The sequence below is a fragment of the Phreatobacter sp. GW821-FHT04C01 genome, from assembly GCF_059420385.1.
Genome location: NZ_JBWKTP010000013.1, coordinates 1 through 24,248, shown reverse-complemented (window position 1 = coordinate 24,248; position 24,248 = coordinate 1). Strand labels below are relative to the sequence as shown.

22 protein-coding genes and 1 pseudogene are annotated in these 24,248 nt (G+C 68.1%); 14 read left to right on the top strand and 9 right to left on the bottom strand.

The window, feature by feature from the left end:
• Positions 1 to 14 precede the first annotated feature (14 nt).
• Genes AC07WJ_RS33015 through AC07WJ_RS33005 form a run of 3 tightly spaced genes read right to left on the bottom strand, consistent with a single transcriptional unit; the run spans position 15 to position 2,355 of the window.
• Positions 15 to 1,055 carry a DUF6352 family protein gene (locus AC07WJ_RS33015; protein WP_494938971.1) on the bottom strand — a complete coding sequence of 347 codons (1,041 nt, stop codon included), beginning with the start codon at positions 1,053 to 1,055 and terminating at the stop codon, positions 15 to 17.
• Positions 1,052 to 1,606, bottom strand: coding sequence for a DUF6505 family protein (locus AC07WJ_RS33010; protein WP_494938970.1), 555 nt, complete (start codon positions 1,604 to 1,606; stop codon positions 1,052 to 1,054). Before AC07WJ_RS33010 ends, AC07WJ_RS33015 begins: the two co-directional genes overlap by 4 nt.
• Entirely contained in the window at positions 1,603 to 2,355 is a 753-nt protein-coding gene (locus AC07WJ_RS33005) for a biotin/lipoate--protein ligase family protein (protein ID WP_494938969.1), read from the bottom strand. The genes AC07WJ_RS33010 and AC07WJ_RS33005 overlap by 4 nt, the downstream gene beginning before the upstream one ends.
• Before the next feature lie 150 nt (positions 2,356 to 2,505).
• Here AC07WJ_RS33005 and AC07WJ_RS33000 point away from each other — a divergent pair, with 150 nt between their 5' ends.
• Positions 2,506 to 4,533, top strand: coding sequence for a 4Fe-4S binding protein (locus AC07WJ_RS33000; RefSeq protein ID WP_494938968.1), 2,028 nt, complete (start codon positions 2,506 to 2,508; stop codon positions 4,531 to 4,533).
• A gap of 6 nt (positions 4,534 to 4,539) precedes the next feature.
• Here the strand turns inward: AC07WJ_RS33000 and AC07WJ_RS32995 are convergent, their stop codons facing one another.
• Positions 4,540 to 5,847 carry a c-type cytochrome gene (locus AC07WJ_RS32995; RefSeq protein WP_494938967.1) on the bottom strand — a complete coding sequence of 436 codons (1,308 nt, stop codon included), beginning with the start codon at positions 5,845 to 5,847 and terminating at the stop codon, positions 4,540 to 4,542.
• Between the two features lie 45 nt (positions 5,848 to 5,892).
• On the bottom strand, positions 5,893 to 6,906 hold the full coding sequence (locus AC07WJ_RS32990; RefSeq protein WP_494938966.1) for a zinc-binding alcohol dehydrogenase family protein: 1,014 nt from the start codon (positions 6,904 to 6,906) through the stop codon (positions 5,893 to 5,895).
• 100 nt (positions 6,907 to 7,006) lie between these two features.
• Between AC07WJ_RS32990 and AC07WJ_RS32985 the strand changes: the two genes are divergently transcribed.
• The 3 genes from AC07WJ_RS32985 to AC07WJ_RS32975 all read left to right on the top strand — a co-directional run bounded on the left by AC07WJ_RS32985 (position 7,007) and on the right by AC07WJ_RS32975 (position 8,259).
• Positions 7,007 to 7,423, top strand: coding sequence for a winged helix-turn-helix transcriptional regulator (locus AC07WJ_RS32985; protein WP_494938965.1), 417 nt, complete (start codon positions 7,007 to 7,009; stop codon positions 7,421 to 7,423).
• Positions 7,420 to 7,659 carry a sulfurtransferase TusA family protein gene (locus AC07WJ_RS32980; protein WP_494938964.1) on the top strand — a complete coding sequence of 80 codons (240 nt, stop codon included), beginning with the start codon at positions 7,420 to 7,422 and terminating at the stop codon, positions 7,657 to 7,659. The genes AC07WJ_RS32985 and AC07WJ_RS32980 overlap by 4 nt, the downstream gene beginning before the upstream one ends.
• A 75-nt stretch (positions 7,660 to 7,734) precedes the next feature.
• Positions 7,735 to 8,259, top strand: coding sequence for a DUF2478 domain-containing protein (locus AC07WJ_RS32975; RefSeq protein WP_494938963.1), 525 nt, complete (start codon positions 7,735 to 7,737; stop codon positions 8,257 to 8,259).
• Between the two features lie 160 nt (positions 8,260 to 8,419).
• Here the strand turns inward: AC07WJ_RS32975 and AC07WJ_RS32970 are convergent, their stop codons facing one another.
• The 4 genes from AC07WJ_RS32970 to AC07WJ_RS32955 all read right to left on the bottom strand — a co-directional run bounded on the left by AC07WJ_RS32970 (position 8,420) and on the right by AC07WJ_RS32955 (position 12,386).
• Positions 8,420 to 9,814, bottom strand: a complete 1,395-nt coding sequence (locus AC07WJ_RS32970) for an FAD-binding oxidoreductase (RefSeq protein ID WP_494938962.1) — start codon at positions 9,812 to 9,814, stop codon at positions 8,420 to 8,422.
• Between the two features lie 86 nt (positions 9,815 to 9,900).
• Positions 9,901 to 10,749 carry a metallophosphoesterase family protein gene (locus AC07WJ_RS32965; RefSeq protein WP_494938961.1) on the bottom strand — a complete coding sequence of 283 codons (849 nt, stop codon included), beginning with the start codon at positions 10,747 to 10,749 and terminating at the stop codon, positions 9,901 to 9,903.
• A 90-nt stretch (positions 10,750 to 10,839) separates the two neighbouring features.
• Positions 10,840 to 11,616, bottom strand: coding sequence for an SDR family oxidoreductase (locus AC07WJ_RS32960; RefSeq protein WP_494938960.1), 777 nt, complete (start codon positions 11,614 to 11,616; stop codon positions 10,840 to 10,842).
• 11 nt (positions 11,617 to 11,627) lie between these two features.
• Positions 11,628 to 12,386 (bottom strand): GntR family transcriptional regulator, encoded by a 759-nt coding sequence (locus tag AC07WJ_RS32955; RefSeq protein WP_494938959.1) that lies wholly within the window; start codon positions 12,384 to 12,386, stop codon positions 11,628 to 11,630.
• Between the two features lie 150 nt (positions 12,387 to 12,536).
• Between AC07WJ_RS32955 and AC07WJ_RS32950 the strand changes: the two genes are divergently transcribed.
• From AC07WJ_RS32950 to AC07WJ_RS32905, 10 genes and pseudogenes are all read left to right on the top strand, one after another.
• A complete protein-coding gene (locus AC07WJ_RS32950; RefSeq protein WP_494938958.1) occupies positions 12,537 to 13,790 on the top strand; it encodes an ABC transporter substrate-binding protein in 1,254 nt (417 codons plus the stop codon).
• Positions 13,791 to 14,113: 323 nt separating this feature from the next.
• Positions 14,114 to 14,989 carry a branched-chain amino acid ABC transporter permease gene (locus AC07WJ_RS32945; RefSeq protein ID WP_494939111.1) on the top strand — a complete coding sequence of 292 codons (876 nt, stop codon included), beginning with the start codon at positions 14,114 to 14,116 and terminating at the stop codon, positions 14,987 to 14,989.
• A 1-nt stretch (position 14,990) separates the two neighbouring features.
• The gene (locus AC07WJ_RS32940) at positions 14,991 to 17,513 is read left to right on the top strand and encodes a branched-chain amino acid ABC transporter ATP-binding protein/permease (protein WP_494938957.1); all 2,523 of its coding nucleotides are present in this window, start codon (positions 14,991 to 14,993) and stop codon (positions 17,511 to 17,513) included.
• Positions 17,514 to 17,772: 259 nt separating this feature from the next.
• Positions 17,773 to 18,699: a 3-hydroxyacyl-CoA dehydrogenase gene (locus tag AC07WJ_RS32935; RefSeq protein WP_494938956.1), complete on the top strand. Its 927-nt coding sequence runs from the start codon at positions 17,773 to 17,775 to the stop codon at positions 18,697 to 18,699.
• Positions 18,700 to 18,724: 25 nt separating this feature from the next.
• The gene (gene kce, locus AC07WJ_RS32930) at positions 18,725 to 19,657 is read left to right on the top strand and encodes a 3,5-dioxohexanoate:acetyl-CoA acetone transferase (protein ID WP_494938955.1); all 933 of its coding nucleotides are present in this window, start codon (positions 18,725 to 18,727) and stop codon (positions 19,655 to 19,657) included.
• 295 nt (positions 19,658 to 19,952) lie between these two features.
• Complete coding sequence (locus AC07WJ_RS32925) at positions 19,953 to 20,720, top strand: IclR family transcriptional regulator (protein ID WP_494938954.1); 768 nt, start codon at positions 19,953 to 19,955, stop codon at positions 20,718 to 20,720.
• A gap of 60 nt (positions 20,721 to 20,780) precedes the next feature.
• Entirely contained in the window at positions 20,781 to 22,094 is a 1,314-nt protein-coding gene (locus AC07WJ_RS32920) for an MFS transporter (RefSeq protein ID WP_494938953.1), read from the top strand.
• Between the two features lie 22 nt (positions 22,095 to 22,116).
• The gene (locus tag AC07WJ_RS32915) at positions 22,117 to 23,136 is read left to right on the top strand and encodes a ketopantoate reductase family protein (protein WP_494938952.1); all 1,020 of its coding nucleotides are present in this window, start codon (positions 22,117 to 22,119) and stop codon (positions 23,134 to 23,136) included.
• Complete coding sequence (locus AC07WJ_RS32910; RefSeq protein ID WP_494938951.1) at positions 23,133 to 23,885, top strand: SDR family NAD(P)-dependent oxidoreductase; 753 nt, start codon at positions 23,133 to 23,135, stop codon at positions 23,883 to 23,885. Before AC07WJ_RS32915 ends, AC07WJ_RS32910 begins: the two co-directional genes overlap by 4 nt.
• 13 nt (positions 23,886 to 23,898) lie before the next feature.
• A pseudogene (locus tag AC07WJ_RS32905) lies at positions 23,899 to 24,248 on the top strand (polysaccharide deacetylase family protein); the annotation flags it as partial.

Below are 24,248 nucleotides of genomic sequence, written 5' to 3'. Positions count from 1 at the left end.
TCCTTGCGGCCCCCTCATGTCGGCCTCACTTCCGTCAGCGGCAGGCCGACGACGAGGTTTTGCGGCTTCAGCCTGAGCACCATGTCTTCGGTCAGCGCCATGATCAGATAGACCGGTTTTCCGGCCAAACGAGGGTCGACCCGGTCGGAGGTGGTGAAATCCAGCCTGAACAGGCCGCAGATCCGCGACAGGGCCGCGGGCGCGACCGGTTCGCCCCGCCACATGCGGTTGCCGATGCCGGTCGCCTCGGCGTCGAGCCCGACGAACCAGCGCCAGTCAGCGTCCTCGATGCGTTCGGCCGGCGCGACCCTGACGGCAATGCCGAGGAGATGGCCGACCCAACATTCGACGACGCGTGCCAGCGCGTCGCGGGCGCGCGGATCGCCGCCGAGATTCATCACCATGGAAAAGGCGTCGGAACAGGACCAGTAGTCGCCCGAATTGGCCTCGGTCATGACGTCGAGGCCGGCCATGGCGTCCGCGCCGAACATGGCCGTCAGCGGCGAGGACTGCATCAGCGTCCGGCGCTCGGCCTCGAAGCCTTCGATCAGCTCGGCATCGGCGAGCAGCAGCGTGCCGTCCTTGAGCGAGGCCTTCTGCGCGCGGAACAGGCATTCGGCGGCGCGCAGCACGAAGGGGTCCTCGCAGCCGTCGAGCGCGTTGCGCAGGATCAGGTGGCTCAACTGGTTGAGAAACAGCGGCGGCACGGCGCCGGCGCCGCCCCTGACGATGGCGAGATAGGCGGCCTCGATGCTCGGCGCCGCGATCAGCCGGTCGCGGAAGCCGATCATGAAGCTCCAGTTCTCGCGGGCATCCTCGTCCTGGATGGCCTGGATCTCGGCGGCGGCGACCGGGCGGCGCGGCTCCGCCATCAGCAGGGCGTGGAGGGCGCGCTCGGCGGCGCAGGCCTCCTCCGGCGGCACCAGTTCGGGCCGCGCCAGATAGGCCAGGATCAGTTCGTCGGTGGCGCCAAGGCCACCGCCGCCGACACGCCGGGTCATGTGATGGCCGGACGAGACCCAGAATTCCCTTGAGGTCGCCGTATCCAGGGTCATGAGCGCTTGTCCATCATGCCGATCAGATCCACTTCATCGCCGACGGGCTCGTCATCCACCACCTCGTGGAAGCTGAAGGCGCGCGCCTGGGCATGCAAGCCGTCGGCGCCGGCGGTACGCTCGCGGGCCTTGAGGGTCCGGAACGCCTCGCGGATTTCGCCGGCTTCGAACAGCCGGTGCAGCGCCACCAGCGTGTTCGGCTCATGGTCGGCGAGCGAGGCCGAAAAGGCGACCTCCTCCTCGGCGGCGGCACGGGCGCTGGCGAGATCAGGCGCGCCGAGCTCACGATGAATATGGCGGGCCAGCGCGTCGACGGCGGCGGCCTGTTCGTCGTCGCGCGCCTCCTGGACCACGACGAGCGTCGAGAAGCCGAAGGTCTCGACGCCGAGGAAGCCGGAGCGGAAGGCCGCCCGTTCCCTGCCCTCCAGGCCGGAGAGATCGCGCCCCCAGAACAGGAAGGTGCCGGTGACCGCCCACTCGCCCGGTTCCGCCACGCGCGGGAACACGAATGTGTCGGAGGGATCGAGCCGGATGGTGCGCAGGAGTTTCACAGCCTCGGCCCCCCGGTCTTGCGGTCGAGCCAGGAGACGGCCCGCAGCGCCCCGAGCCAGTCGCGCCGCGTCTCGGCGCCGCCGAGGGCACCGCGGGTCAGAAGGTCGCCGTTGACGTCGAGCCCCCTGATATCGCCCGGCCGGTCCTTGCCGAGGCGCGCCAGGTAATCGGTGCCGATCCGGCCGAAACCATCATGCCGCCAGAGGTCGACCTGGCGCAGGAAAAAGCGCGCGAAGCTCTCGACAATCATGGCGGGGCCGATGCCGTCCGTGCCGTCCTCGTCGAGCGCCGCGGCGTTCGGCGTCAGGCCGGGTTCGGCGACATCGTGAAAAGCCACCCGGATGATCGCCGAAAAGACCAGCCAGGCCGGCGCTTCGGTCTCGGCGCAGGCCTTCGGCCAGCCGATCCGCCCACCGCCGACCAGCCCGCCATCGAAACGGATCGTATCGGGCCAGTCGAAGGTGACGGCCCGCTCGGGCGGGCAATGGGCGGCGAGCGCATCGGCCACCGCGTTCATGCCCATGAAGAAGGCTTTGCGGGCGAGGTTGAGCGGCTCCTCGGGCTCCAGCACCACGGCGAACTCGGCGACATCGAAGCGCCGCACCCAGACCAGCGTGCCCGCCCCCTCCTCGCCCGCGGTCCGGCAGGCATGGCTGAAGGCATCGCCGGATTCGCGCAGGGCCACCAGCCGGAAACCGGGCGGCAGGTCGAGCGTCATCGGCGTTCTGATGGCAATCAAGGCGGACATGGCTGGACTTCGGCGCTTCCTCGGATCCTCGGGTCTGGTTCTTTTGACCCGTTCCAATATATGAGTCTGAAAGGCCCGGGTAAAAGGACCCGCGTGACGCATTGACGCTCGCGCGCCGAAGTCTCGTCCCGGTGCCGCGAGGAGACGTGCATGCAAGCCGGCCGGACCATTCTCGTCTGTTCCTGCGAGGAGACCATGCCACTGCATGGCGAACTGGTCGCCAAGGCGTGCAAGGCCAAGGTGCGTTCGGCCGACCAGCTCTGCCGCAAGCAGCTCGACCTGTTCAAGGCGGTGCTCGACCAGGGCGGCGACGTCACCGTGGGGTGCACCCAGGAAGCGCCGCTGTTCGAGGAAACCGCGGCCGATCTCGGCTTTGCCGGCACGCTCGCCTTCGCCAATATACGCGAGCAGGCCGGCTGGTCGTCGGCTGCCGCGGATGCCGGGCCCAAGACCGCGGCGCTCCTGGCGGCCGCCGCCGAGGAAATGCCGCCGATCGCCCTGGTGACGCTGGAATCGAAGGGCGTCGCGCTGATCTATGGCCGCGACGAGACGGCGATTACCGCCGCGCGCCGGCTCGCCGATGCGCTCGACATCACCGTGCTGCTGACCCGCCCCGGCCAGGTGACGCCGGCGGCGACCACCGAATTTCCGGTCGTCAAAGGCACGATCAGCGCGGCCAAGGGCCATCTCGGCGCCTTCACGCTGGCCATCGACGACTACGCCCTGCCCTCGCCTGCATCGCGCCAGGCCTATCTCTGGCAAGCGCCGCGCCAGGGCGCCTCGTCGACCTGCGACATCGTGCTCGACCTCACCGGCGGGACCGCGCTGTTCCCCGCGGCCGATCTCCGGCCGGGCTATCTGCGCGCCGACCCCGCCGACCCGGCCGCGGTCGAGCGGCTGATCGGCGAGGCGCGCGGGCTCGTCGGCACCTTCGACAAGCCGAAATTCATCACCTTCCACGACGACCTCTGCGCCCATGCGCGCTCGAAGATCACCGGCTGCACGCGCTGCCTCGATCTCTGCCCGACCGGCGCGATCACGCCGAACGGCGACGCCGTGGCGATCGATCCGGCGATCTGCGCCGGCTGCGGCGCCTGCGCGGCCGCCTGCCCGACCGGGGCGGCGGCCTATGCCCTGCCGCCGGTGGACGGCCTGATGCGCCGCCTGCGCACGCTGGTCACCACCTATCGGGCCGCGGGCGGAGAGCACGGTGTCGTTCTCCTGCATGACGGCGACCATGGCCTGCCCCTGATCGACGCTTTGGCGCGGTTCGGCGACGGCCTTCCGGCCCATGTCCTGCCGCTCGGCGTCAACGAGATCACCCAGGTCGGCCCCGAGCTCCTGGCGGCGGCCTTCGCCTATGGCGCGGCGGGCGTCCGCCTGATCGGCCGAGCCCGGCCGAAACACGACCTTTCCGGCCTGCATCAGGTCATGGCGACGGCCAACGCGGTGCTCGCCGGCCTTGGTTATGGCCAGGATCTCGTCACACTGATCGAAACCGACGATCCGGACGCACTGGCCGCGGCGCTCGGCACGCCGCCGCGGGCGACGGTCGCGCCGCGCCCGGCCTCTTTCCTGCCGCTCGGCACCAAGCGCGGCCTGCTGGAATTGTCATTGCGCGAATTGCATCGGGCGGCCCCGGCGCCGGTCGACGTCGTGGCACTGGCCAAGGGCGCGCCTTTCGGCAAGGCCGACGTCGATCCCGCGGCCTGCACGCTGTGCCTCGCCTGCGTCTCCGCCTGCCCGACCGCGGCGCTGAGCGACAATCCGGACCAGCCGATGCTGCGTTTCAGCGAAAACCTCTGCGTTCAGTGCGGCCTGTGCGCCGCGACCTGCCCCGAGGACGCCATCACCTTGAAGCCGCAGGTCGATTTCGCGGCCTGGAACGAGCCGTTTCGTATCATCAAGCAGGAAGAGCCGTTTCATTGCGAGCAATGCGGCAAGGCCTTCGGCACCAAATCAACGATCGACCGGATCGCCGCCAAGCTCGAGGGCCACTGGATGTTCTCCGGCGACAATGCGCATCGCCGCGCCGCCCTGTTCATGTGCGAGCAGTGCCGGGTCGAGAAGGTGGTCAACGAGAGCTTCGACCCCTATGGAGCCCCGTCGCGGCCGCGCCAGCGCACCGCGGAAGATTATTTGCGCGAGACCGCCGAGGGGCGCGACAAGCTGAACTGACCCTGGTCAGGGCCGCGCCGTAGCCCGTGCGATGAAGTCGACCAGCGCGGCACGGTCGTCCGGGTCGGCAATGGTCTGCTCCGGCATTTTCGTGCCGGGCGTATAGGCGGTGGGGCCGATCTCGAACAGCCGGGCGATGGTGTCCTTGCTCCAGACGATGTCCAACGTCCGGAAGGCCGGCGAATAGGAATAACCGGGCGCGCTGCCGATGCGCCGGCCGATCACCCCGTAAAGCGACGGGCCGGCACGGTTGGCGCCATCGGCATCCAGCGTGTGGCAGGCGACGCAGGCGCGGAACACCTCGGCGCCGCGATCGCCGCTGTAGCGCGCCAGCGGGTCTTCCGGCCGGCTCATCGCGACCGGCCCGATATGCTCGCCCGATGCCGCGTCCCACCGGCGCACCAGCCGGTCGCCGCCGCCCGTCAGCAGCTCCTGCCCGCCCGGCCGGAAGGCGACCGACCAGACCGGCAGGCCGGGGCCGACCAGCAGGCGCTCGACCCGCCCGCCGGGATTGCCGGCGTGCCGCTCGATCAGGGCCACCGAGCCGCGAATGCCCGCGGCGGCAAGCCGCCGACCGTCGGGCGACAAAGCAAGCGCCACCAGCGGCGTCTCGGAGGCGACGATCTCGCCTTGCCTGACGCCGCCGGACGAGACCCGATGGACGCGTCCGTCGGCGCCGGCCGCCGCGATCTCGCCGTCGGCGGCAACGACCAGGGCATTGATGGAGACGCCGATATCGACGCTGCGCGCGGCGGCGCCGCCGCCGAGCGGCGTGATGCGCAAGGTCTGGTCATGGCCGCCGGTCACCAGGCTCCTGCCATCCGGCATGAAGGCGACGGCATTGAGCGGCCCCTTGTGGCCGGCGATGACCTCGGCCTCGCCAGCTGCGATCGGCGCCACCCGCGCCGTACCGTCCCAGGACGCGGACGCGATGCTCAGGCCGTCGGGCGAGACGGCAAGCGCGGCGATCGGGCCGGCATGGCCCTCGATCACCCGGACCGGTTCCGGCCGGCCGGCCTGCCAGAGGGCGATCCGGCCATCCTCGCCGGCAGTGGCGAAACGCCCGTCGGGCAAGGCCGCGACCGCGTTCACCGCGCCGTCGTGGTAGCGCAAAACCTGGAGCGCAGCACCCGTCTCGATCGACCAGAGAATGGCCGAGCTGTCGAAGGAACCGGAAATGGCCGTCCGGCCATCGGTCGTGACCGCCAAGGCGCGGACCGGGCCGCCATGGCCGCGCATCTCCTGGGCCGCGGCTGGACCAGCCGCGACCCAGGACAGGACGATCAACCAGAGGAGACGGACAAGGCGGGGCATCGGGGCAGTCTAGCAGCCGCCGGCGCCTGGTCGAGCGGAGACGGCTCAGAAGCCGGCCAGCACCACCTTGCCGCGCGCCTTGCCGCTTTCGATATGGGCGTGGGCGCGCTTGAGATTGGCGGCCGAAATCGTGCCGAACGTCTCGGTCAATGTGCTGCGGAGCTTGCCGGCATCAACGAGACGAGACGTTTCGTTCAATAGATCGTGCTGAGCCTGGATGTCGTCCGTGCCGAACAGCGAGCGCGTGAACATCAGCTCCCAGTGGAACGACACGCTCTTCTGCATCAGCGGCATGACGTCCATGGTTGCGGCATTGTCGATCACGCCGACGCGCCCTTGCGGGGCAATCAGCGCGGCGATCTCGGCCAGATGCTCGCCGCTATGGGTGGTCGAAAACACGAAGGCCGGCGCGCCGAGGCCGAGCGCCGCGACCTGGCTCGCCAGCGGCTTCGCGTGATCGACGACATGGTGGGCGCCGAGCTCGCGCACCCAGGCCTGGGTCTCCGGCCGCGAGGCGGTGGCGATGACCGTCAGGTCGGTCAATTTGCGGGCTAGCTGGACCGCGATCGAGCCGACGCCGCCGGCGCCGCCGATGATCAGGATGGCGCTCGCCGCGCCCGGCACCGGCCGCCTGACGTCGATCCGGTCGAACAGCGTTTCCCAGGCGGTGATGGTGGTCAGCGGCAGGGCCGCGGCGGCGGCGAAATCCAGCGAGACCGGCTTGCGGCCGACGATCCGCTCATCGACCAGATGAAATTCGGCATTGGTGCCCGACCGATCGATAGCGCCGGCATAAAACACCTGGTCGCCCGGCTTGAACAGCCGCGCCTCGGGGCCAACGCCGGTGACGATGCCGGCAGCGTCCCAGCCGAGCACCTTGACGGCGCCGTCCTCGGGCTTTGCCCGGACGCGCACCTTGGTGTCGACCGGATTGACCGAGACGGCCCTGACCTCGACCAGCAGGTCCCTGCCCCCAGGCTCGGGTTTCGGCAGCTCGACGTCGATCAGCGAGGCTTCGGCCTCGATCGGCAGGCTCTCACGGTATCCGACAGCACGCATGGCAGGTCTCCTTCTGTTGTGCTGGAGACCAGATGCGGCATAGCTTGCAAGCTCGCAAGAACGCACATAAAACGCATATAGTGTCGAAAAGGATACCGTCATGGCCTATACGCGCCACCGCAAGAAGCTCGAGCAATGGCCGGGCTGCCCGGTCGAGGGAGTGCTCGACCTGATCGACGGCAAATGGAAGGGCGTGGTCCTGTTCCACCTCCTGAACGGAACGTTACGTTTTAATGAGATCCGCCGGAAGGTTCCGCGGGTGACCCAGCGCATGCTGACCAATCAGCTGCGCGAGCTGGAGGCCGACGGCCTGGTCTTGCGCAAGGTCTTCGCCGAGGTGCCGCCGCGGGTGGAATATTCGCTCTCCGAGCTCGGCCGCAGCCTCGATCCGGTGATCAGCGCGCTGAAGACCTGGGGCGACGCCAACCTCGCCGCGATGGGGCGCTGCGCGCCGGCCGCGGCGGGCGAAGCCACCGCCGCCGGACCGGCAACCGCCGGCAGCAGGGCCGCGGCATGACCGAAAGCATGACCGAGACGGCGCTCGACCTGCGCGGGCTGAAATGCCCGCTGCCCGCCCTGAAGACCCGCAAGGCGCTGACCCGCGTCGCCGCCGGCAGCGTGCTGGTCGTGACCTGCACCGACCCGATGGCGGCGATCGACATCCCCAACCTCGTGCGCGAGACCGGCGACAGCCTCGAGGCGCAGGAAAGGGACGCGGCCGCGCTGGTCTTCCGGATCCGCAAGAAAGCCTGAAACCATCGTCGAGCCTTTGACTGCCGGCCGCGCCATCGCCAAGCTGGCGGCCACAGAAGCGATCGGAACCGCGCCATGTCCATGCTCGCCGCCGTGATCTACGGCCCGGATGACGATTGCGACCAGATGCTCGCCGACTTCGCCCATGGCCTGGCGGCCCAGGGCGTGGCGGTGGCGGGCCTCGTCCAGATCAACGGCCGCGACGCCTCCTGCGCCGACATGGACATGGAGCTGGAAGACCTGGACACTGGCCGGCTCATCAATATCTGCCAGGACCTCGGCACCGGCAGCGTCGACAGCTGCAGGCTGGATCCGACCGGGCTCGCGGAAGCCGCCGGCGCGCTGAAGGCCGCGCTGGAAAAGCCGGTCGGCCTGGTGGTGATCAACAAGTTCGGCCGGATGGAGAGCGAGGGCCATGGCCTGGTCGCCGAGATCGGCGAGGCGGTCGCCTCCGGCCGCCCGCTCATCATCGGCGTGCCCCGCCGCTTCGCCGGAGCCTGGGACGTCTATGCCGGCGGGCTGGACGAGAAGCTCGCCTGCCGGCCGGAGGCGCTCGCCGCCTGGTGGGCCGCGGCGCGCAGCCCGGCTGCGGTGGAATAGCGAATAGCGAATAGCGAATGGCGAATGGCGAATGGCGAATGGGGATGAAGCGAAACGCTCCGTGCGCGTAAACCCTCGCCCGCTTGCGAGAGAGGGTTGATGCGCTGACGGCCCGGCATCATCCCCATTCGCTATTCGCCACTCACTATTCGCCCGCCCCTCACGCCGCCTTCGGCGGCGGCAGCACCTTGCCCGGATTGAAAATACCGTCCGGGTCGAGCGCGTTCTTGATCAGGTGCATCACGTCGATGGCGTCGCCGTGCTCGGCGCGCATGAACTTCATCTTGCCGATGCCGACGCCGTGCTCGCCGGTGCAGGTGCCGCCGAGCTTCAGGGCGAGAGCCACCATCCGGTCGTTGATGGCGCTGGCCAGCGCGAGCTCGGCGGGGTCGTCGCGGTCGAGCTGCATGCTCAGGTGGAAATTGCCGTCGCCGACATGGCCGACCATGGCGACGAAGAACGGCGCCTGGGCGCAATGCTCGCGGGTCTCGCGGATGACCTGGGCGAGCGCCGAGATCGGCACGCAGACATCGGTGCCCCAGCCGCGGGTGCCGGGACGGATGGCGCGCAGCGCCCAGTGAATGTCGTGGCGGGCCTGCCAGAGCTTGCCGCGCTCGTCGGCATCGGTCGACCAGCGCCAGCTGGAAGCGCCCTCGCCGCGCGCCAGGTCCTCGACGATGGCCGCCTGTTCCTCGACGCTCGACTGGCTGCCGGCGAATTCGAAGAACAGGGTCGGCGCCATGGGCAGGTCGAGCTTGGAATAATTGTTCACCGCCTCAATGGCGCGGTCGTCGAGCAGTTCCATGCGCGAGATCGGCAGGCCCATCTGGATGGTCTGGATCACCGTGTCGATGGCCGCTTCCACCGTCGGGAAGGCGCAGATCGCCGCCGCCATCACCTCGGGAATGCCGTAGAGCCGGACGGTGACCTCGGTGATGATGCCGAGCGTGCCTTCCGAGCCGACGAAAATGCCGGTCAGGTCGTAACCGGCCGAGGACTTCTTGGCCCGTGAGCGGGTCCTGATCACCCGCCCGTCGGCGAGCACCACGGTGAGGCTGACGACATTTTCACGCATCGTGCCATAGCGCACCGCATTGGTGCCGGAGGCGCGCGTCGCCGACATGCCGCCGATCGTGGCGTCGGCCCCGGGATCGATCGGGAAGAACAGGCCGGTATCGCGCAAATGGGCATTCAACTGCTTGCGCGTGACGCCGGCTTGCACCGTGGCATCAAGATCTTCCGGCCGGACGCTCAGAATCTGATTCATGCCGGTGAGGTCGATGGAAACGCCGCCCTTGAGCGGGATCAGCGCGCCCTCGAGCGAGGAGCCGGCGCCATAGGCGACGATCGGCGTCTTGTTCGCGGCGCAGAGCTTGACGATGGCCGCGACCTCTTCCGTGCTCTCGGGCCGGCAGACCGCGTCGGGAAGTTGCGGCGTATGATAGGACTCGTCGCGGCCGTGCTGGGCCCGATCGGATTCCGATGTCGAGACACGGTTGCCGAGCAGCGCCTTCAGGGCTTCGAGCAGGGCGGGCGCAAGGGCAGAGGCAGACATCGATAGGGCTCCGGAACAAGGGCTGGCATCAAAGACATCAAGGCCGGCCGAAGCCAACCGGTAAATCGCATGGGGCCTGTGCATCATCAGGCGACAGGGCGGGTCTCCACCTGCCAGTCGAAGCCGCCGTCGCCCGGGGCGACGGTGATGAGATTGAACGAGGCCGGATCGTCGCCGTGACGGCCGGTGGCGGAGGCGGAGGCCGCGCCGATCACCGCGATCCGGTGGCCGTCCCGGCTCCAGTCCTGGCAGCAGGCCTTGTGCAGGTGGCCATGCAGCACCAGCGGACAGCGATGGCGGGCGAGGATGTCGAGCAGCGCCTGCGCGTCGCGCAGCCGCTTCAGGCGCGACAGGCCGGGCGCGACCGGCGGATGATGAATGGCGATGACCGGCAGGACGCGGCCGCGATCGAGCCCTTCCAGCATGGCCGCGAGCCGGCCGCGCTGCGTGGTGCCCAATTCGCCTTCGGCGGAAAACAGCCAGGTGGGCGTGCCCGAGCAGAGCGTGATCAGGGCGACATGGCCGGCCAGGTCGAGACGCGGAAAGTGATCCCGGATGTCGCCGGTGGAGGCGGCCGGTGCCAGCCAGTCCGCCAGGCTCTCGCGGATCCGGGCCGGCACGTCGGTGGTGTAGAGGTCGTGGTTGCCGGGCGCCCAGGAGACCTCGGCCGGCGTACCGAGGCGGCCGAGGGCTGCGCGCGCGGCCTGCCATTCCCGCACGAGGCCAAGCTCGATCAGGTCGCCCGACACGACGACATGATCCGGCCTGGCCGCCCGCACCGCGCTCGCCATGCGTTCGAACAGCCCGACGTCATGGGCCCCCGGTTGGCGCGCCCAGTTGATCCAGCCGAGCACGGGTTTCAGGCGCCAGGGCCAGGCCGCCGGAAAGGGCACCGGCCCCAGATGCAGGTCCGAGAGATGGGCGATGACGGTCAAGGATGATTCGCTGGCTGCGGGCGGGACGCGGCACTCTCGCCCGCAGGCGGCCTGCTTGTCACGGCCGCCCTGCCCCGTTCCACGTCCCGATCAGCTCAGCATCAGCGTATCGCCGCAGATCGACAGGGCCTGGCCGGAAATGGTCTTGCCGCGCGGCGAGGCGCAGAACACGATCTGGTCGGCGAGCTGGCGCGGCGTCACCATGGTCTTCAGCGCGGTATAGGCCAGCGCCTGGTCCTCGATCTCCTGCCGCGAGACACCCTTGGCCTGGGCCTTCGCCTCGAACACCCGGCGGATGCGATCACCCTCGACCAGGCCCGGCAGGATGGCATTGACCCGAATGCCGAACTCGCCGAGCTCGATCGACAGCGACTTGGTGAAGCCAACCACCGCCCATTTCGCCGCCGCATAAGGCGTGCGCAGGGCAAAGCCCAGCCGGCCGGCTGCGGAAGACAGGTTGACGATCGAGGCGTTGGCGCTCTGTTTCAGATGCGGCACGGCCAGCCGGACGCAGTTGAACTGGCCGGTGATGCAAACCTCCAGGCAGCGATCCCAGTCCTCCGGATTGATCTCCTCGACCCGGCCGGTCGGCCCGGCAATGCCGGCATTGTTCACGAGGACATCAAGTCCGCCCAATTTGGCGACGGCGGTTTCGAACAGGCCGGCGACCTGGCCGCGGTCGGCAATGTCGCAAAGGCTCGCCGAGACGACCGGATCGGATTTCGCCAGGGCCGCGATCGCTTCCGCGTCGACGTCGCAGACATGGACGCGCGCGCCCTCCTCGACGAAGGCGCGGGCGATCTCGCGGCCGATGCCGTTGGCGCCCGCCGTCACCAGGACGCGCAAACCCTTGATGCCCATGTCCATGGACCGTCTCCTTATGCGGTGTGTGGGTCGGAAAACCCGGCGGCCATGGCCGCGGCCGGGCTACCCGCGCCGGCCTTGGCGAGGCCGCCGCGCGCGATGATGAATTCCGACGCGCCCTTGATGTCGCCGGCGATCGCCGCGCGTGCCGCCGCGCCGTCGCCGGCCCGGATCGCCGCCGCCGCATCGGCGTGGAAACGGACCGCGCCGCCGGTGTTGAAGCGTTCCGGATTGGCCCTGAGGTCGAGATTGATCACCGGCCCGGCCTTCAGCCAGAGGCCGCCGACGATCTCGATCAGGGTCGGCAGGCCGCTGGCGGCATAGACCGCGAAATGGAACGCCTTGTTGAAGCCGACCGCATCGGGCAGGTCGGGATCGATCTCGCGGCTCAGCGTGCGGAAGGCCGTCTCGGCGGCCTCGATCCTGGCGAGATCCGCCTCGGTCGCGGCCATCGCCGCGCGCTCGGCGGCAAAGCCCTCGATCTCGATGCGCACCGCCGACAGCTCGCGAAACTGCTCCACCGACATGATCGGCACACGCACCGCGCGGTTCGGAGCCACTTCGAGCGCCCGGTCGGCGACCAGCCGGCTCACCGCTTCCCGCACCGGCATCATGCTGACGCCGAGCGCCTCGGCGGTGGCGCGCAGGGACAGCTTCTCGCCCGGCGCCAGGCGCCCGGACATGAGCAGTTCGCGCATATGGCCATAGACCTGATCGCCGAGCGTCTGCCGTTCGATCGGGCCAATGGTGGTGAGGGCTTCAACCGCGCTCATGATGTCGCTTTAGGGGCTGGACAAAGCGTGCCAATTGCGAAACCATAACTGTGATCACAGATCACGGCAAGCCGAACGAGCGGCCGTCGGCGAGGCCCGGGCAACGGGTCCGCCGGGAGAATTGGGCAGGTTAAACCGAGGAGACGATCCATGCCGATCGACCTGAGCCTTTCGCGTCGCAAACTTCTGAAGACCTCCGCCGGGGCCGCCGCCCTCGGCTTGATCGGCGCGCCGGCGATCAGCCACGCCCAGGCCGAAGCCATCAAGATCGGCCATATCACGCCGCGCACCGGATTTCTCGGGCCGCTCGGCGAATATGCGGTGCAGGCCGTGCAGCTGGCCGCCGACGAGATCAATGCCGGCGGCGGCGTGATGGGCCGCAAGATCGAGCTGATCCTGGACGACAGCCCGAACCCGCAGCAGGCCTCGGCCAAGGCCGAGCGGCTGATCCAGCGCGACAAGGTCGCGGCCCTGCTCGGCGAGATCTCCTCGGCCTCGGCGCTGGCCATCGGCCAGGTGGTGCAGCGCGAGAAGGTGCTGTTCATCAATACCGGCGCCAATTCCGATGCGCTGCGGGGGTCCGACTGTCAGCGCTTCATGTTCCATATCGAGGCGCAGAACTCGATGTATGTGAAGGCCGTCGGCCGCTCGCTGGTGCGCGACGGCCTGGTCAGGGGCAAGAAATGGTATTCGCTGACCGCCGACTATGCCTTCGGCCATGACCTCCTGCGGGTCGCCAAGCGCTATATGGGCGAGAATGGCGGCAACCATGCCGGCGACGACCTGATCCCGACCGATCTCGCGGATTTCTCGCCCTTCCTCCTGAAGATCCGCACCGCGCGCCCCGACGTGGTGATCCTCAACCTCGCCGGCACCCAGATCACCAATTTCCTCAAGCAATATGCTGAGTTCGGCCTGAGCTTCCCGGTCGCCGGCTTCGGTTTCGACACCGCGCTCGCCTGGGGGGCCGGCCCCGGCAATTTCGGCGGCATCTGGCCGGTGGTCTGGCATCACCTGATCGACACGCCCAATACCAAGAAGTTCGTCCAGGCCTTCAACACGCGCTGGAAGCGGCCGCCGGAAAACCAGGCCTGGGGCGACTATTGCTCGCTGAAGGTGGTGGCCCAGGCGATGGCCGAGACCAAGACGACCGAAGCCGCCAAGATCGTCGAGCATTTCGAGAAGGGCGCGAAATTCGACCTGCTGAAAACCCGCGAGGGCTATTTCCGCGCCAGCGACCATCAGATGATGATGGAGATGTATGCAATCACCGCCCTGCCCCAGGCCCAGGTGAAGAACCAGTGGGACATCTTCACCTCGTCGCCGCCGGTGCCCGGCCCGGACGAGAGCCTGGAGGCCATCGCCGCCACGGCGGATGAGAACCAGTGCATGTTCAAGGCGTGAGCCGGCGCTGACGACGTCGTCCGGGTGGAAGCACGCGCGTCCGTCCAGGCTCGTGCCGCCAGATGGCCTCGTTCTGCCGCACCGCAATCGTCGTGAGCGGATGAAGGCGTGGATGCCCGGGACAAGCCCGGGCAAGACGAAGTGCGGCGAGCACGGAGGAGCGGTGCCAAGCCGTCGTCGTCGTGCTCGCTCCGTCTTGGCCGGGCTTGTCCCGGCCATCCACGAATTCGCTCCTTCACTATCGAAATGCCTGAGAAAACGTCGCCTGATCTGTCCATTCAAAGAACCATAGTCACTGCGACGGAACCCTAGAGGCCCTCGTGATCGATTTCATCCCGCTCCTGTCGCAGATCCTCAACGGGCTCCAGAACGGCGCCTATTACGTGATGATCGCGCTCGGCCTCTCGATGATCTTCTCGCTCGGAGGCATCGTGAACCTGGCGCATGGCGCCTTCTATGCGATCGGCGCCTATCTGGCGGTGACGCTGGCGCCGCAGATCGGCTTCGGCGGCGCCATGGTCGCCTCGCCCTTGCTGGTGGCGCTGATCGGCATGGTGGTCGAGCGTTTCCTGCTGCGCCGCTTCTATACCGGCGACCCGATCCTCGGACTGCTGCTGACCTTCGGGCTCGCCATGGTCGCCGAGCAGAGCCTGCGCATCATCTATGGCGCGGCACCCGTGCCGTTCTCGATCCCGCAGGCGCTGCGCGGCCAGGTGTTCATCGGCGACTTCGTCTATTCGCGCTACCGGCTGATGATCCTGGGGATCGCCGCGGCCTGCGTGCTCGGCCTCTGGCTGCTGCTCTCGCGCACCGCCTTCGGCAAGGTGGTGCGGGCCGGGGTGCAGAACCCCGACATGGTCGGCGCGCTCGGCATTTCGCTCAAACCCTACATGACAGCCGTTGTGATGATCGGCGTCGGCCTGGCGGCGCTCGCCGGCGTGCTGGTCGCGCCGATCGCCGGCGTCCATCCGGCCATGGGCCAGGAGATCATCACCTTCGCCTTCGTGGTGGTGGTGATTGGCGGGCTCGGCTCGTTCTGGGGCGTGGTGGCGGCCGCCGCCATTGTCGGCGTCACCCGTGGCGTCGCCGCCCATTTCTATCCCGCCGCGACGGAAGCCTCCGTCTACCTGCTCATGGTGCTCGTCTTGCTGCTGCGCCCGCGCGGCCTGTTCGGCGAACGCATCCAGAAGTTCGAGTGACATGATGGCTTCTGAAAACCGCTCCCTTCTCGCCGCGGCGGCGGCCCTCCTCGCCCTGCCCTTCGCCATGCTCGCCATCGGCCTGACCCTGACGTCGGCCACCGATGTGGTGATCTACGCCATCGCCGCCATGGCGCTGAACATCCTGGTCGGCCATACCGGCCTCGTCTCCTTCGGCCACGGCGCCTTTTTCGGCATGGGCGCCTATGCGGCGGTGCTGGCCCAGCGCCATTTCGCCCAGGGACAGTTCGTATTTCCCATTCTGTTCGCGCTCGTCTTCGTCGCTGTCGTGTCGGCGCTCGCCGGCCTGTTAATCTTGCGCCGGCGCGGGGTCTATTTCTCGCTGCTGACGCTGGCGCTGACCGCTGTCATGTACACCGTGTCGTTCCGCTGGACCGAGCTGACCGGCGGCGAGAACGGCATTGGCGGTGTCGTCAGGCCGAATTACGGCCTGCTCGACTTCAACAACGGCTGGACCTTCTACGGCCTGGTCGCCCTGCTCGGCTTCGCGGTCGTGCTGCTGCTGCAACGCTTCCACAACGCGCCGGTCGGCAGCGTGCTGGTGGCCATCCGCGAAAACGAGACCCGCGCCCAGTTCGTCGGCTACGACACCGACCGCTACAAGCTGATCGCCTTCACCGTCTCGGCGACGCTGACCGGCTTTGCCGGCGTGCTCTCGGCCTTCCACCACCGCTTCACCTCGGCCGACCCGGTCGCCATCCAGTTCTCCGGCGAATTGCTGGCCATGGTGGTGATCGGCGGCATGCGCAGCTTCCTGGGGCCAGCGCTCGGCGCGCTGTTCTTCATGCTGTCGCGCGAATATCTGTCGCTGTTCACGTCGAGCTGGCTGTTGTTTTTCGGCCTGATGTTCGTCGGCTTCATCGTGTTCTCGCCGACCGGCCTGGTCGGCGTCGCCGAACGCCTGATGGCGCCGTTCCGCAAGCGGATCGAAACCGATGCCGCCATGGCGGCGCGGCGCGTCGAGGCGGTCGGTCCGGTGCCGCCCGAATTCGTCCATGAAGGCAGCGGCCGCGGGCCGGTGCTGCAGGTCAGCGGCGTGGTGAAGAGTTTCGGCGGCATCAGGGCCGTGCGCGGCGTCGACTTCACCGTCACGGACCGGACATTGCACGCCCTGATCGGGCCGAACGGCGCCGGCAAGACCACCGCCTTCAACCTGATCTCCGGCCTGTTCCCGCCCGACAAGGGCAGCGTGATGCTCGACGGCCGCCTGGTCAGCGGCCTCAGCCCCCAGGCGATCACCGCCGCCGGCATCGGCCGCTCGTTCCAGATCACCAATCTGTTCGCCGGCCTGAGCATCCAGGAAAATGTCCGGCTCGCGGTGCAGGCGCGCCATTCCTGCCGGTTCGGCGTCTGGACCCGGGCGAGTGCGCTATCGGGCGTTGCCGCCGACACCACCACCTTGATGCGTTATCTCGGCCTTGCCGGCATCGAGCAGGCCGAGGCCGGCTCGCTGTCCTATGGCGGCCAGCGCCTGGTCGACATGGCGCTGGCGCTCGCCACCCGGCCGCGCATCCTGCTGCTCGACGAGCCGCTGGCGGGCCTGGCGGCCGCCGAGCGCCGGCGCGTCGGCGACATCATCAAGACCATCTCGGCCGACATCCCCGTGCTGCTGGTCGAGCATGACATCGACCGCGTCTTCCAGATCGCCGACCACGTCACGGTCATGAACGACGGCGAGGTGCTGATCGACGGCACGGTGGAACAGGCACGGTCCAGCGAGCGGGTCCAGGCGGTCTATCTCGGCTCGGGCACCCATGCCATCACGGCGAAGGAGCGCGTTTCGGCGGCGACCGACACGCCGCTCCTCGCCATGCGCGAGGTCAACACCTTCTACGGCAAGAGCCATATCCTCAACGACGTCTCGATCGACATCGCCGAGGGCGAGATCATCGCGCTGCTCGGCCGCAACGGCGCCGGCAAGTCGACGCTCCTGAAGACCATTACCGGCATCGCGCCGCCGGCCTCCGGCACGATCACGCTGTCAGGCGAGCCGCTGGCCGGACTGACGTCCGACCGGATCGCCCGGCGCGGCGTCGGTTACGTGCCGCAGGGCCGTGGCCTGTTCGCGGGAATGTCGGTGAAGGACAATTTGATGCTCGGCCGCCTGAAGCGGCTGACCGGCGCCGGCCGGCATTGGGACGAAGAGCGGGTGCTCAGCTTCTTCCCGCGCTTGAGGGAGCGCTGGACCACGCCGGCGGATTTCCTGTCCGGCGGCGAGCAGCAAATGGTGGCGGTCGCCCGCGCGCTGGTCGGCGACACCCGCGTGCTGCTGCTCGACGAGCCGTTCGAGGGCCTGTCGCCGGCCATCACGGAAGAGCTGTTCGAGGCTTTCGACAAGCTGCGCCACGAGGTCGCGATCATCATTGTCGACCACCATCTCGACCTCGCCCTGGCGCTGTCCGACCGGACCGTTGCGCTCGAGCGCGGCGCTGTGACCTGGACCGGCGCCTCGAAGAGCCTGCGCGAGGACCAGGAGCTGCGGCGGAAGGTGCTGTGGCTATGAGGCGGCCCCATGCGCAGCAATTCGTCCTGGCTGCAATTCGTGGATGGCCGGGACAAGCCCGGCCAAGACGCGGCGGAGAGCGCGAAGCGATGCCGGCCTGGCCACCTTCTTTTGCTCGCACCCCCTCGTCTTGCCCGGGCTTGTCCCGGGCATCCACGAATTCACGGACTGCTCCGACGTCGCGGATCTCAGGGCCAAGCCCGGCCAAGACGATCCGTGCCTATCCAATGATCTCTGCCTTCATGAATCGGGGAAACTGATGCCGAAAGTCGCCATTGTCGGATCGGGCCTGATCGGGCGCGCCTGGGCCACCGTCTTCGCTAGCCACGGTTGGACCACCGCGCTTTATGATCCGGCCCCTGGTGCCGCCAAGGCCGCCAAGGGCCATATCGCCAAGAACCTCAAGGAGTTGGCGGAACTTGGCCTGGTCGACGACGCCAAGGGCTCGGCCGCCAATCTGGTGGTCGCCGAGGACCTTGCCGGTGCGCTCGAGGGGGTCGCCTTCGTCCAGGAGAGCGGCCCGGAAAACATTCCCGCCAAGAAGCAGATCCATGGCGAGATCGACCGGCTGGCGCCGGCCTCGGCGATCGTCGCGTCCTCCACCTCGGTGCTGGTCGCTTCGCTCTGGGCCAAGGAGTTGAAGCACCGCGCCCGCGTCCTGGTGGCCCACCCGGTCAATCCGCCGCACCTGGTGCCGATCGTCGAGCTCTGCCCGGCGCCCTGGACCGACCCCAAAGTGGTCGAGAAAGCCCGCAGGATCTACGAGAAGGTCGGCCAGGTGCCGATCATCGTAAAGAAGGAGATCGACGGCTTCGTGCTCAACCGCCTGCAGGCGGTGCTGCTGGCCGAGGCCTATCAACTGGTCGGCGACGGCATCGTCAGCCCCGAGGATCTCGACAAGACGATCCGCGACGGGCTCGGCCTGCGCTGGGCTTTCATGGGGCCGTTCGAGACGATAGAACTCAATGCGCCGGCGGGAATCCCCGACTACAACAATCGCTATGCGGAAAATCTGGGGCGGCTCACCGGCCGCGACGCCTTTTCCCAACGCAATGCAAAGGCCATCATGGCGGAATGGACCGGCGAACAATCGCCTGAGCGCATCGCGCGTCTTTCGCGCTGGCGCGACGGACGGCTGGCCGCGCTCAAGGCGCATAAGCGCGCGGCCAAAAAGAAACCTGTCTGATTAAACCACGCATTGGAGCGCGCTCATGGCGAAGTCGAAAAAAGTCATCATTACCTGTGCCATCACGGGCTCGATCCACACGCCGAGCATGTCGCCGCACCTGCCGGTGACGGGCCAGGAAATCGCCGATGCGGCGCTCGGCGCCGCCAAGGCCGGCGCCTCCATCGTCCACCTGCATGCGCGCGACCCGAAGGACGGCCGGCCCGACCAGAGCCTGGAGGCCTATGCGCCGTTCCTTGGGGTGATCAAGCAGGCCTCCAACGTGGTGGTCAACATCACCACCGGCGGCGCCATGACCATGACGGTCGAGGAACGCGTCAAGCCGGCGGCAACCTATGCCCCCGAGGTCGCCAGCCTCAACATGGGCACGATGAATTTCGGCCTCTATCCGATGCTGGAGCGCTTCAAGGACTTCAAGCACGACTGGGAAAGGGCCTATCTCGAAGGCTCGCGCGCCGGCATGTTCAAGAACACGCTCGCCGATATCGAATATATCCTGAAGACCTGCGCCGATAACGGCACCCGCTTCGAGGTCGAGTGCTACGATATCGGCCATCTCTACACGCTCCGGCATTTCGCCGACCGCGGCATCATCAAGCCGCCGTTCTTCGTGCAGTCGGTGTTCGGCATCCTCGGCGGCATCGGTCCGCATTACGAAGACGTGGTGATGATGAAGCGCACCGCCGACCGGCTGTTCGGCGACCAGTATCACTGGTCGGTGCTGGGCGCCGGCCGCAACCAGATGCCGATCGCCGCCATGTCGCTCGCCATGGGCGCCAATGTCCGCGTCGGCCTGGAGGATTCGCTGTGGATCGGCCCCGGCAAGCTCGCCGAGTCGAACGCCGCCCAGGTCACCAAGGTGCGCCAGATCATCGAAGGCCTCGGCCTCGAAGTGGCAAGCCCGGACGAAGCGCGCGAGATCCTGGCGCTGAAGGGCGGCGACAAGGTCAATTTCTAACCAGGCAGCCGCGTCACGTTTGACCAAGGACAGCCGCCGCGGCGCAAGCCGCGGCGGCTGTTTTTCGTTGCCGTGAACGCGCGCAAACCCTCGCCCGCTCGCGCCAGAGGGTGGCGCCGTCAGGCGCCGGGTGAGGGTCTGCAAAGGGCCGGACCATCAATTCAAAGCGGGAACGCACTGACAGCATCGACGCGGCCCCCTCGCCCGGCGGCCCTTTCCACAGGCCCTCCCGGCCAATTGACTCCCCTCGCCCGCCAACCTAGCGTGTTCAGCATTCTGAACACGAGCCACATATATGACCGCCACGGTACGCTCGGCCGCCCGGGTTCTCGATGTCCTGGAATATCTCGCGGGCCAGGCCGCGGGCGCCTCGCTGAGCGAGGCCTCGGAAGCGCTGGGCCTCCCCAAGAGCAGCACGCTGATGCTGCTGCGCACTTTGCTGGTGCGCGGCTACGTGACGCGTGACCGGGACGACCGCTACAAACTGAACGAAACGTTTCGGAGTCATGGCTTCGGCTGGGGTGGCCACCGCTACGCCCGGCTGATCGCCCTGGCCGAGCCGGTCATGCAGCGCCTTTGCGAGGCGGTCGGCGAGACGGTTCTGCTCGGCGCGGCGGAAGCCGGCGCGGTCAAGGTGCTGGCCAAGGTCGTGGCCCGCCAGGCGATCAGCTACGACGTCGACCTGGGTTCGCCCTCGCCGTTCTATTGCACCGCCATGGGGCGCATTCTCGTTGCCTTCTCGCCCGAGGAGAACCGCGACGCCATGCTCGACGCGGCGCCCAGGCTGAAGCTGACACCGTCGACGGTGACCAGGCTCGATGCGCTGCGCGCCATCATTCGCCAGGTCCGCGACGACAGCCTGGCGATCGTCGAGGAAGAATATGTGCTGGGCGGCACCGGCATCGCCGCGCCGGTCTTTGCGCCCGACGGCGCCATCCTGGCGACGCTCGATGTCGGCTGCATCACCACCCGCTTCCAGGCCAAACGCGCCGATGTGCTCGAGGCGCTGGCGCGGTCCGCGCAATCGCTCACCCAGAGCCTGGCCATGCAGGACGGCGAATAGCCCTCACCTGCCGCCCAGCGCCGCGCACAGTTTCAAAACAAACCGAGGGGACTATCCGCCATGAATATGCAGACCAGGACCGAGGCGATCGCGCCCCATGACGGGCCCGTCGCGATGTCGCCGGCGACCCGGCGCCGGCAATTGATGGCCGCCTCGATCGGCAACGTCCTGGAATATTACGACTTTGTCGTCTACGCCTTCCTGGCGGCGACTATCGCGACGAAGTTCTTCCCCAGCGAGAACGAGGTCGCCGGGCTGCTCGCCTCGTTCGCCGCCTTCGGCGTCGGCTTCCTGGCGCGCCCGCTCGGCGGCGCCATCATTGGCCGCATCGGCGACAAGAAGGGGCGCAAGGTCGCCCTGCTCATCACCATTTTCGGCATGGCCGTCGGCACGGTCGGCATCGGCATCCTGCCGTCCTTCGAGACGATCGGCATCATGGCGCCGGTGTTGCTGGTGATGATGCGGCTGATCCAGGGGCTGGCCGCCGGCGGTGAATGGGGCGGCGCCACCGCCTTCATCATCGAATCCGCCCCCGCCGGCCGGCGTGGCCTGTTCGGCGGCATCGGCCAGGCCTCGATCGCCAGCGCCAGCCTGCTCGGCAGCGTCGTCGTGGCGATCGTCGCCGGCCTCGTCACCACCCAGCAAATGAACGACTGGGCCTGGCGCATCCCCTTCCTGCTCGGCGGGCTGCTGGTGCCGGTCGGCTTCTACATGCGGCGCAATATCGAGGAGACGCCAGCTTTCGTGGCGGCGCAGAAGACGGCGCCGGAGACGACCCATGACCTCGGCAGCCCGATGACGCTGATGGCCAAGGCCTTCGGCTTCACCATCATCTGGACCGTCTCCTATTACATCATGCTCAACTACATGCCGACCTTCCTGGTGAAACATGCCGGCGTCACCCAGAGCCAGGCCTTGTGGGGCAATTCGATCGCCCTGGTCATCCTGGTCGCGACCACGCCGCTGTTCGGCTGGCTGTCGGATCGGATCGGCCGCAGGCCCCTGCTGCTCGCCTGCTGCGCGGCCTTCGTCATCCTGCCCTACCCGCTGTTTCAGGTGATCCTGTCCGGGCCGTCATTGACGACGATCGTGGCGATCCAGATCGTCTTCAACCTGTTCATCGCGGCCTTCTCGGGCGCGGGCCCTGCAGCGCTGTCGGAGCTGTTCCCGACCCATTCGCGCACCACGCTGATGTCGATCGGCTATAGCCTGTCGGTGGCGATCTTCGGCGGTTTCGCGCCGTTCATCGCGACCTATCTGATCGGCGCCACGGGATCGCCGATCTCGCCGACCTATTACCTGATCGCCGCCGGCATCGTCTCGGCGATCGTCATCTGGGGCTTCCGCGAAACCGCCCACGAGCGGCTGCGCTGATATCTCGAGGGAATGTGAAGCAATGTCAGAACCGATCCTGATCTGGGGTGCCGGCGCCATCGGCGGCACTTTCGGCGCGACGCTCGCCCGTGCCGGCCGCGACGTGACCTTTGTCGACATCGTGGCCGAGCATGTCGAAGCCATCCGCGATCCGGCGCGCGGCCTACGCATCACCGGTCCGGTCGATCCGATGACCGTGGTCGCGCCGGCCTTCACGCCCGAGACGCTCAAGGGCACGTGGAAACGGATCTATCTCGCCGTGAAGGCCCATCATACCGAGGCGGCGGCCCGGGCGCTGCTGCCCCACCTGGCCGATGACGGCTTTGTCGTGTCGCTGCAGAACGGCCTGTGCGAACCGATCATCGCGGGCGTCGTCGGACCTGAGCGTACCGTCGGCGCCTTCATCAATTTCGGCGCCGACTGGATCGCGCCGGGCGAGATCCATTATGGCAACCGCGCCGCCTTCGTGGTCGGCGAGATCGACGGCCGCGGCAGCGAGCGCCTGACCGCGCTTCTGGCCGAGGTCCGGCTGTTCGAGCCCGATGCGATCATCTCCGACGACATCGGCTCCTATCTCTGGGGCAAGCTCGCTTATGGCTCGCTCTTGTTCGCGCAGGGCATCGGCCAGCTCGGCATCGCCGATTGCCTGGCCCGGCCGGAACTCCTGCCGCTCTGGCGCGGGCTCGCCACCGAGGTGCTGAGCGTCGCCCGGGCCGAGGGCGTCACGCCGAAAGGCTTCAACGGCTTCGATCCGGCAGCGTTCCAGCCCGGCTCGACCGAGGCCCAGGCCCGCGCCAGTGTCGCCGCCATGGAGGCGTTCAACCGGCCGAACGCCAAGACCCATTCCGGCATCTGGCGCGATCTCGCCGTGCGCAAGCGGCGCACCGAGGTCGATGTCCAGCTCGCACCCGTGGTGGCGCTCGGCGCCCGCCATGGCATTGCCTGTCCGAAGCTCGCCGCGCTGGTCCAGGCGATCCACGAGATCGAGGACGGGACACGCGCCATGAGCGACGCCAACCTCGATGAGCTGGTGCGCGCATGAGCATGGATTTCCACGGCAAGACCGTCGCGGTCAGCGGCGCCGGCATCGGCTTCGGTCGCGCCATCAGCCAGCGGTTCGTCGCCGCCGGCGCCAAGGTCTATGGTTGCGACATCGACGATGCCGCGCTGGCCGAGATCGCCTCGACCGATCTGATCACCGACCGGGTCGACCTGACCGACCGGAAGGCCGGCGCCGCCTGGATCCGCTCGATCGAGCAGCGCAGCGGCGGGCCGATCGACGTGCTGGTGTCCAATGCCGGCGGTGTCGCCGGCCAGAGCAATCGGCCGCTCGAAGAGGTCGAGGACGCCGATTGGGACCGGATCGTCGAGATCAATCTCGGCTCGGCCTTCACGCTCTGCCGGGCCGCGGCGCCGGCCATGAAAAAGGCCGGACGCGGCGCCATCGTGACCATTACCTCGGGCGCGGCGCTGCAGGCCTCGCTGACCGGGGTTCAGGCCTATTGTTCCGCCAAGCACGCGCTTCTCGGCCTCACCCGTCAATTGGCCCACGAGTTCGGGCCCTATGGTATTCGGGTCAACAGTGTCGCCCCGGGTTTCGTCCGGACCAACCCGGCGACCGAGCGGCAATGGGCGAGCTACAGCCCGGAGAAACAGCGCCAGATCGTCGAGAGCGTCGCGCTCAAGCGGCTGGGGACGGCCGACGAGATCGCCAAGGCGGTGATGTTCTTCGCCTCCGACCTCGCGAGCTTCGTCAATGGCCAGATCCTGTCGGTCGACGGCGGCAAATAAGGAGTTCTTTGCAATGAGCAATCCAACCGAAGGCAAGATGGAACCCTGGCAGTGGCCGGAAGAGCATTGGCGCAAGCTGGTCGGCCAGGTCCGCGCCGGCCGCAGCTACCGCCCGGAGCGCTGGCAGGGCGGCGCACGCTGCGCCTTCGCTTTGTCGTTCGACGCCGATCACGAGACCAATGAGCTGCGCGACGGCGGCAATTCCATCGGCCGCATGGCCTGGGGCCAGTACGGGCCCCGGGTCGGCGTGCCGCGCATCCTGAAGATCCTGGAGAAATACAGCGTTCCCGCGACCTTCTACGTGCCGGCCGTGGCCGCCCTGCTGCACGAGGACGAGCAGCGCCGCGTCATCGCCGAGGGCCA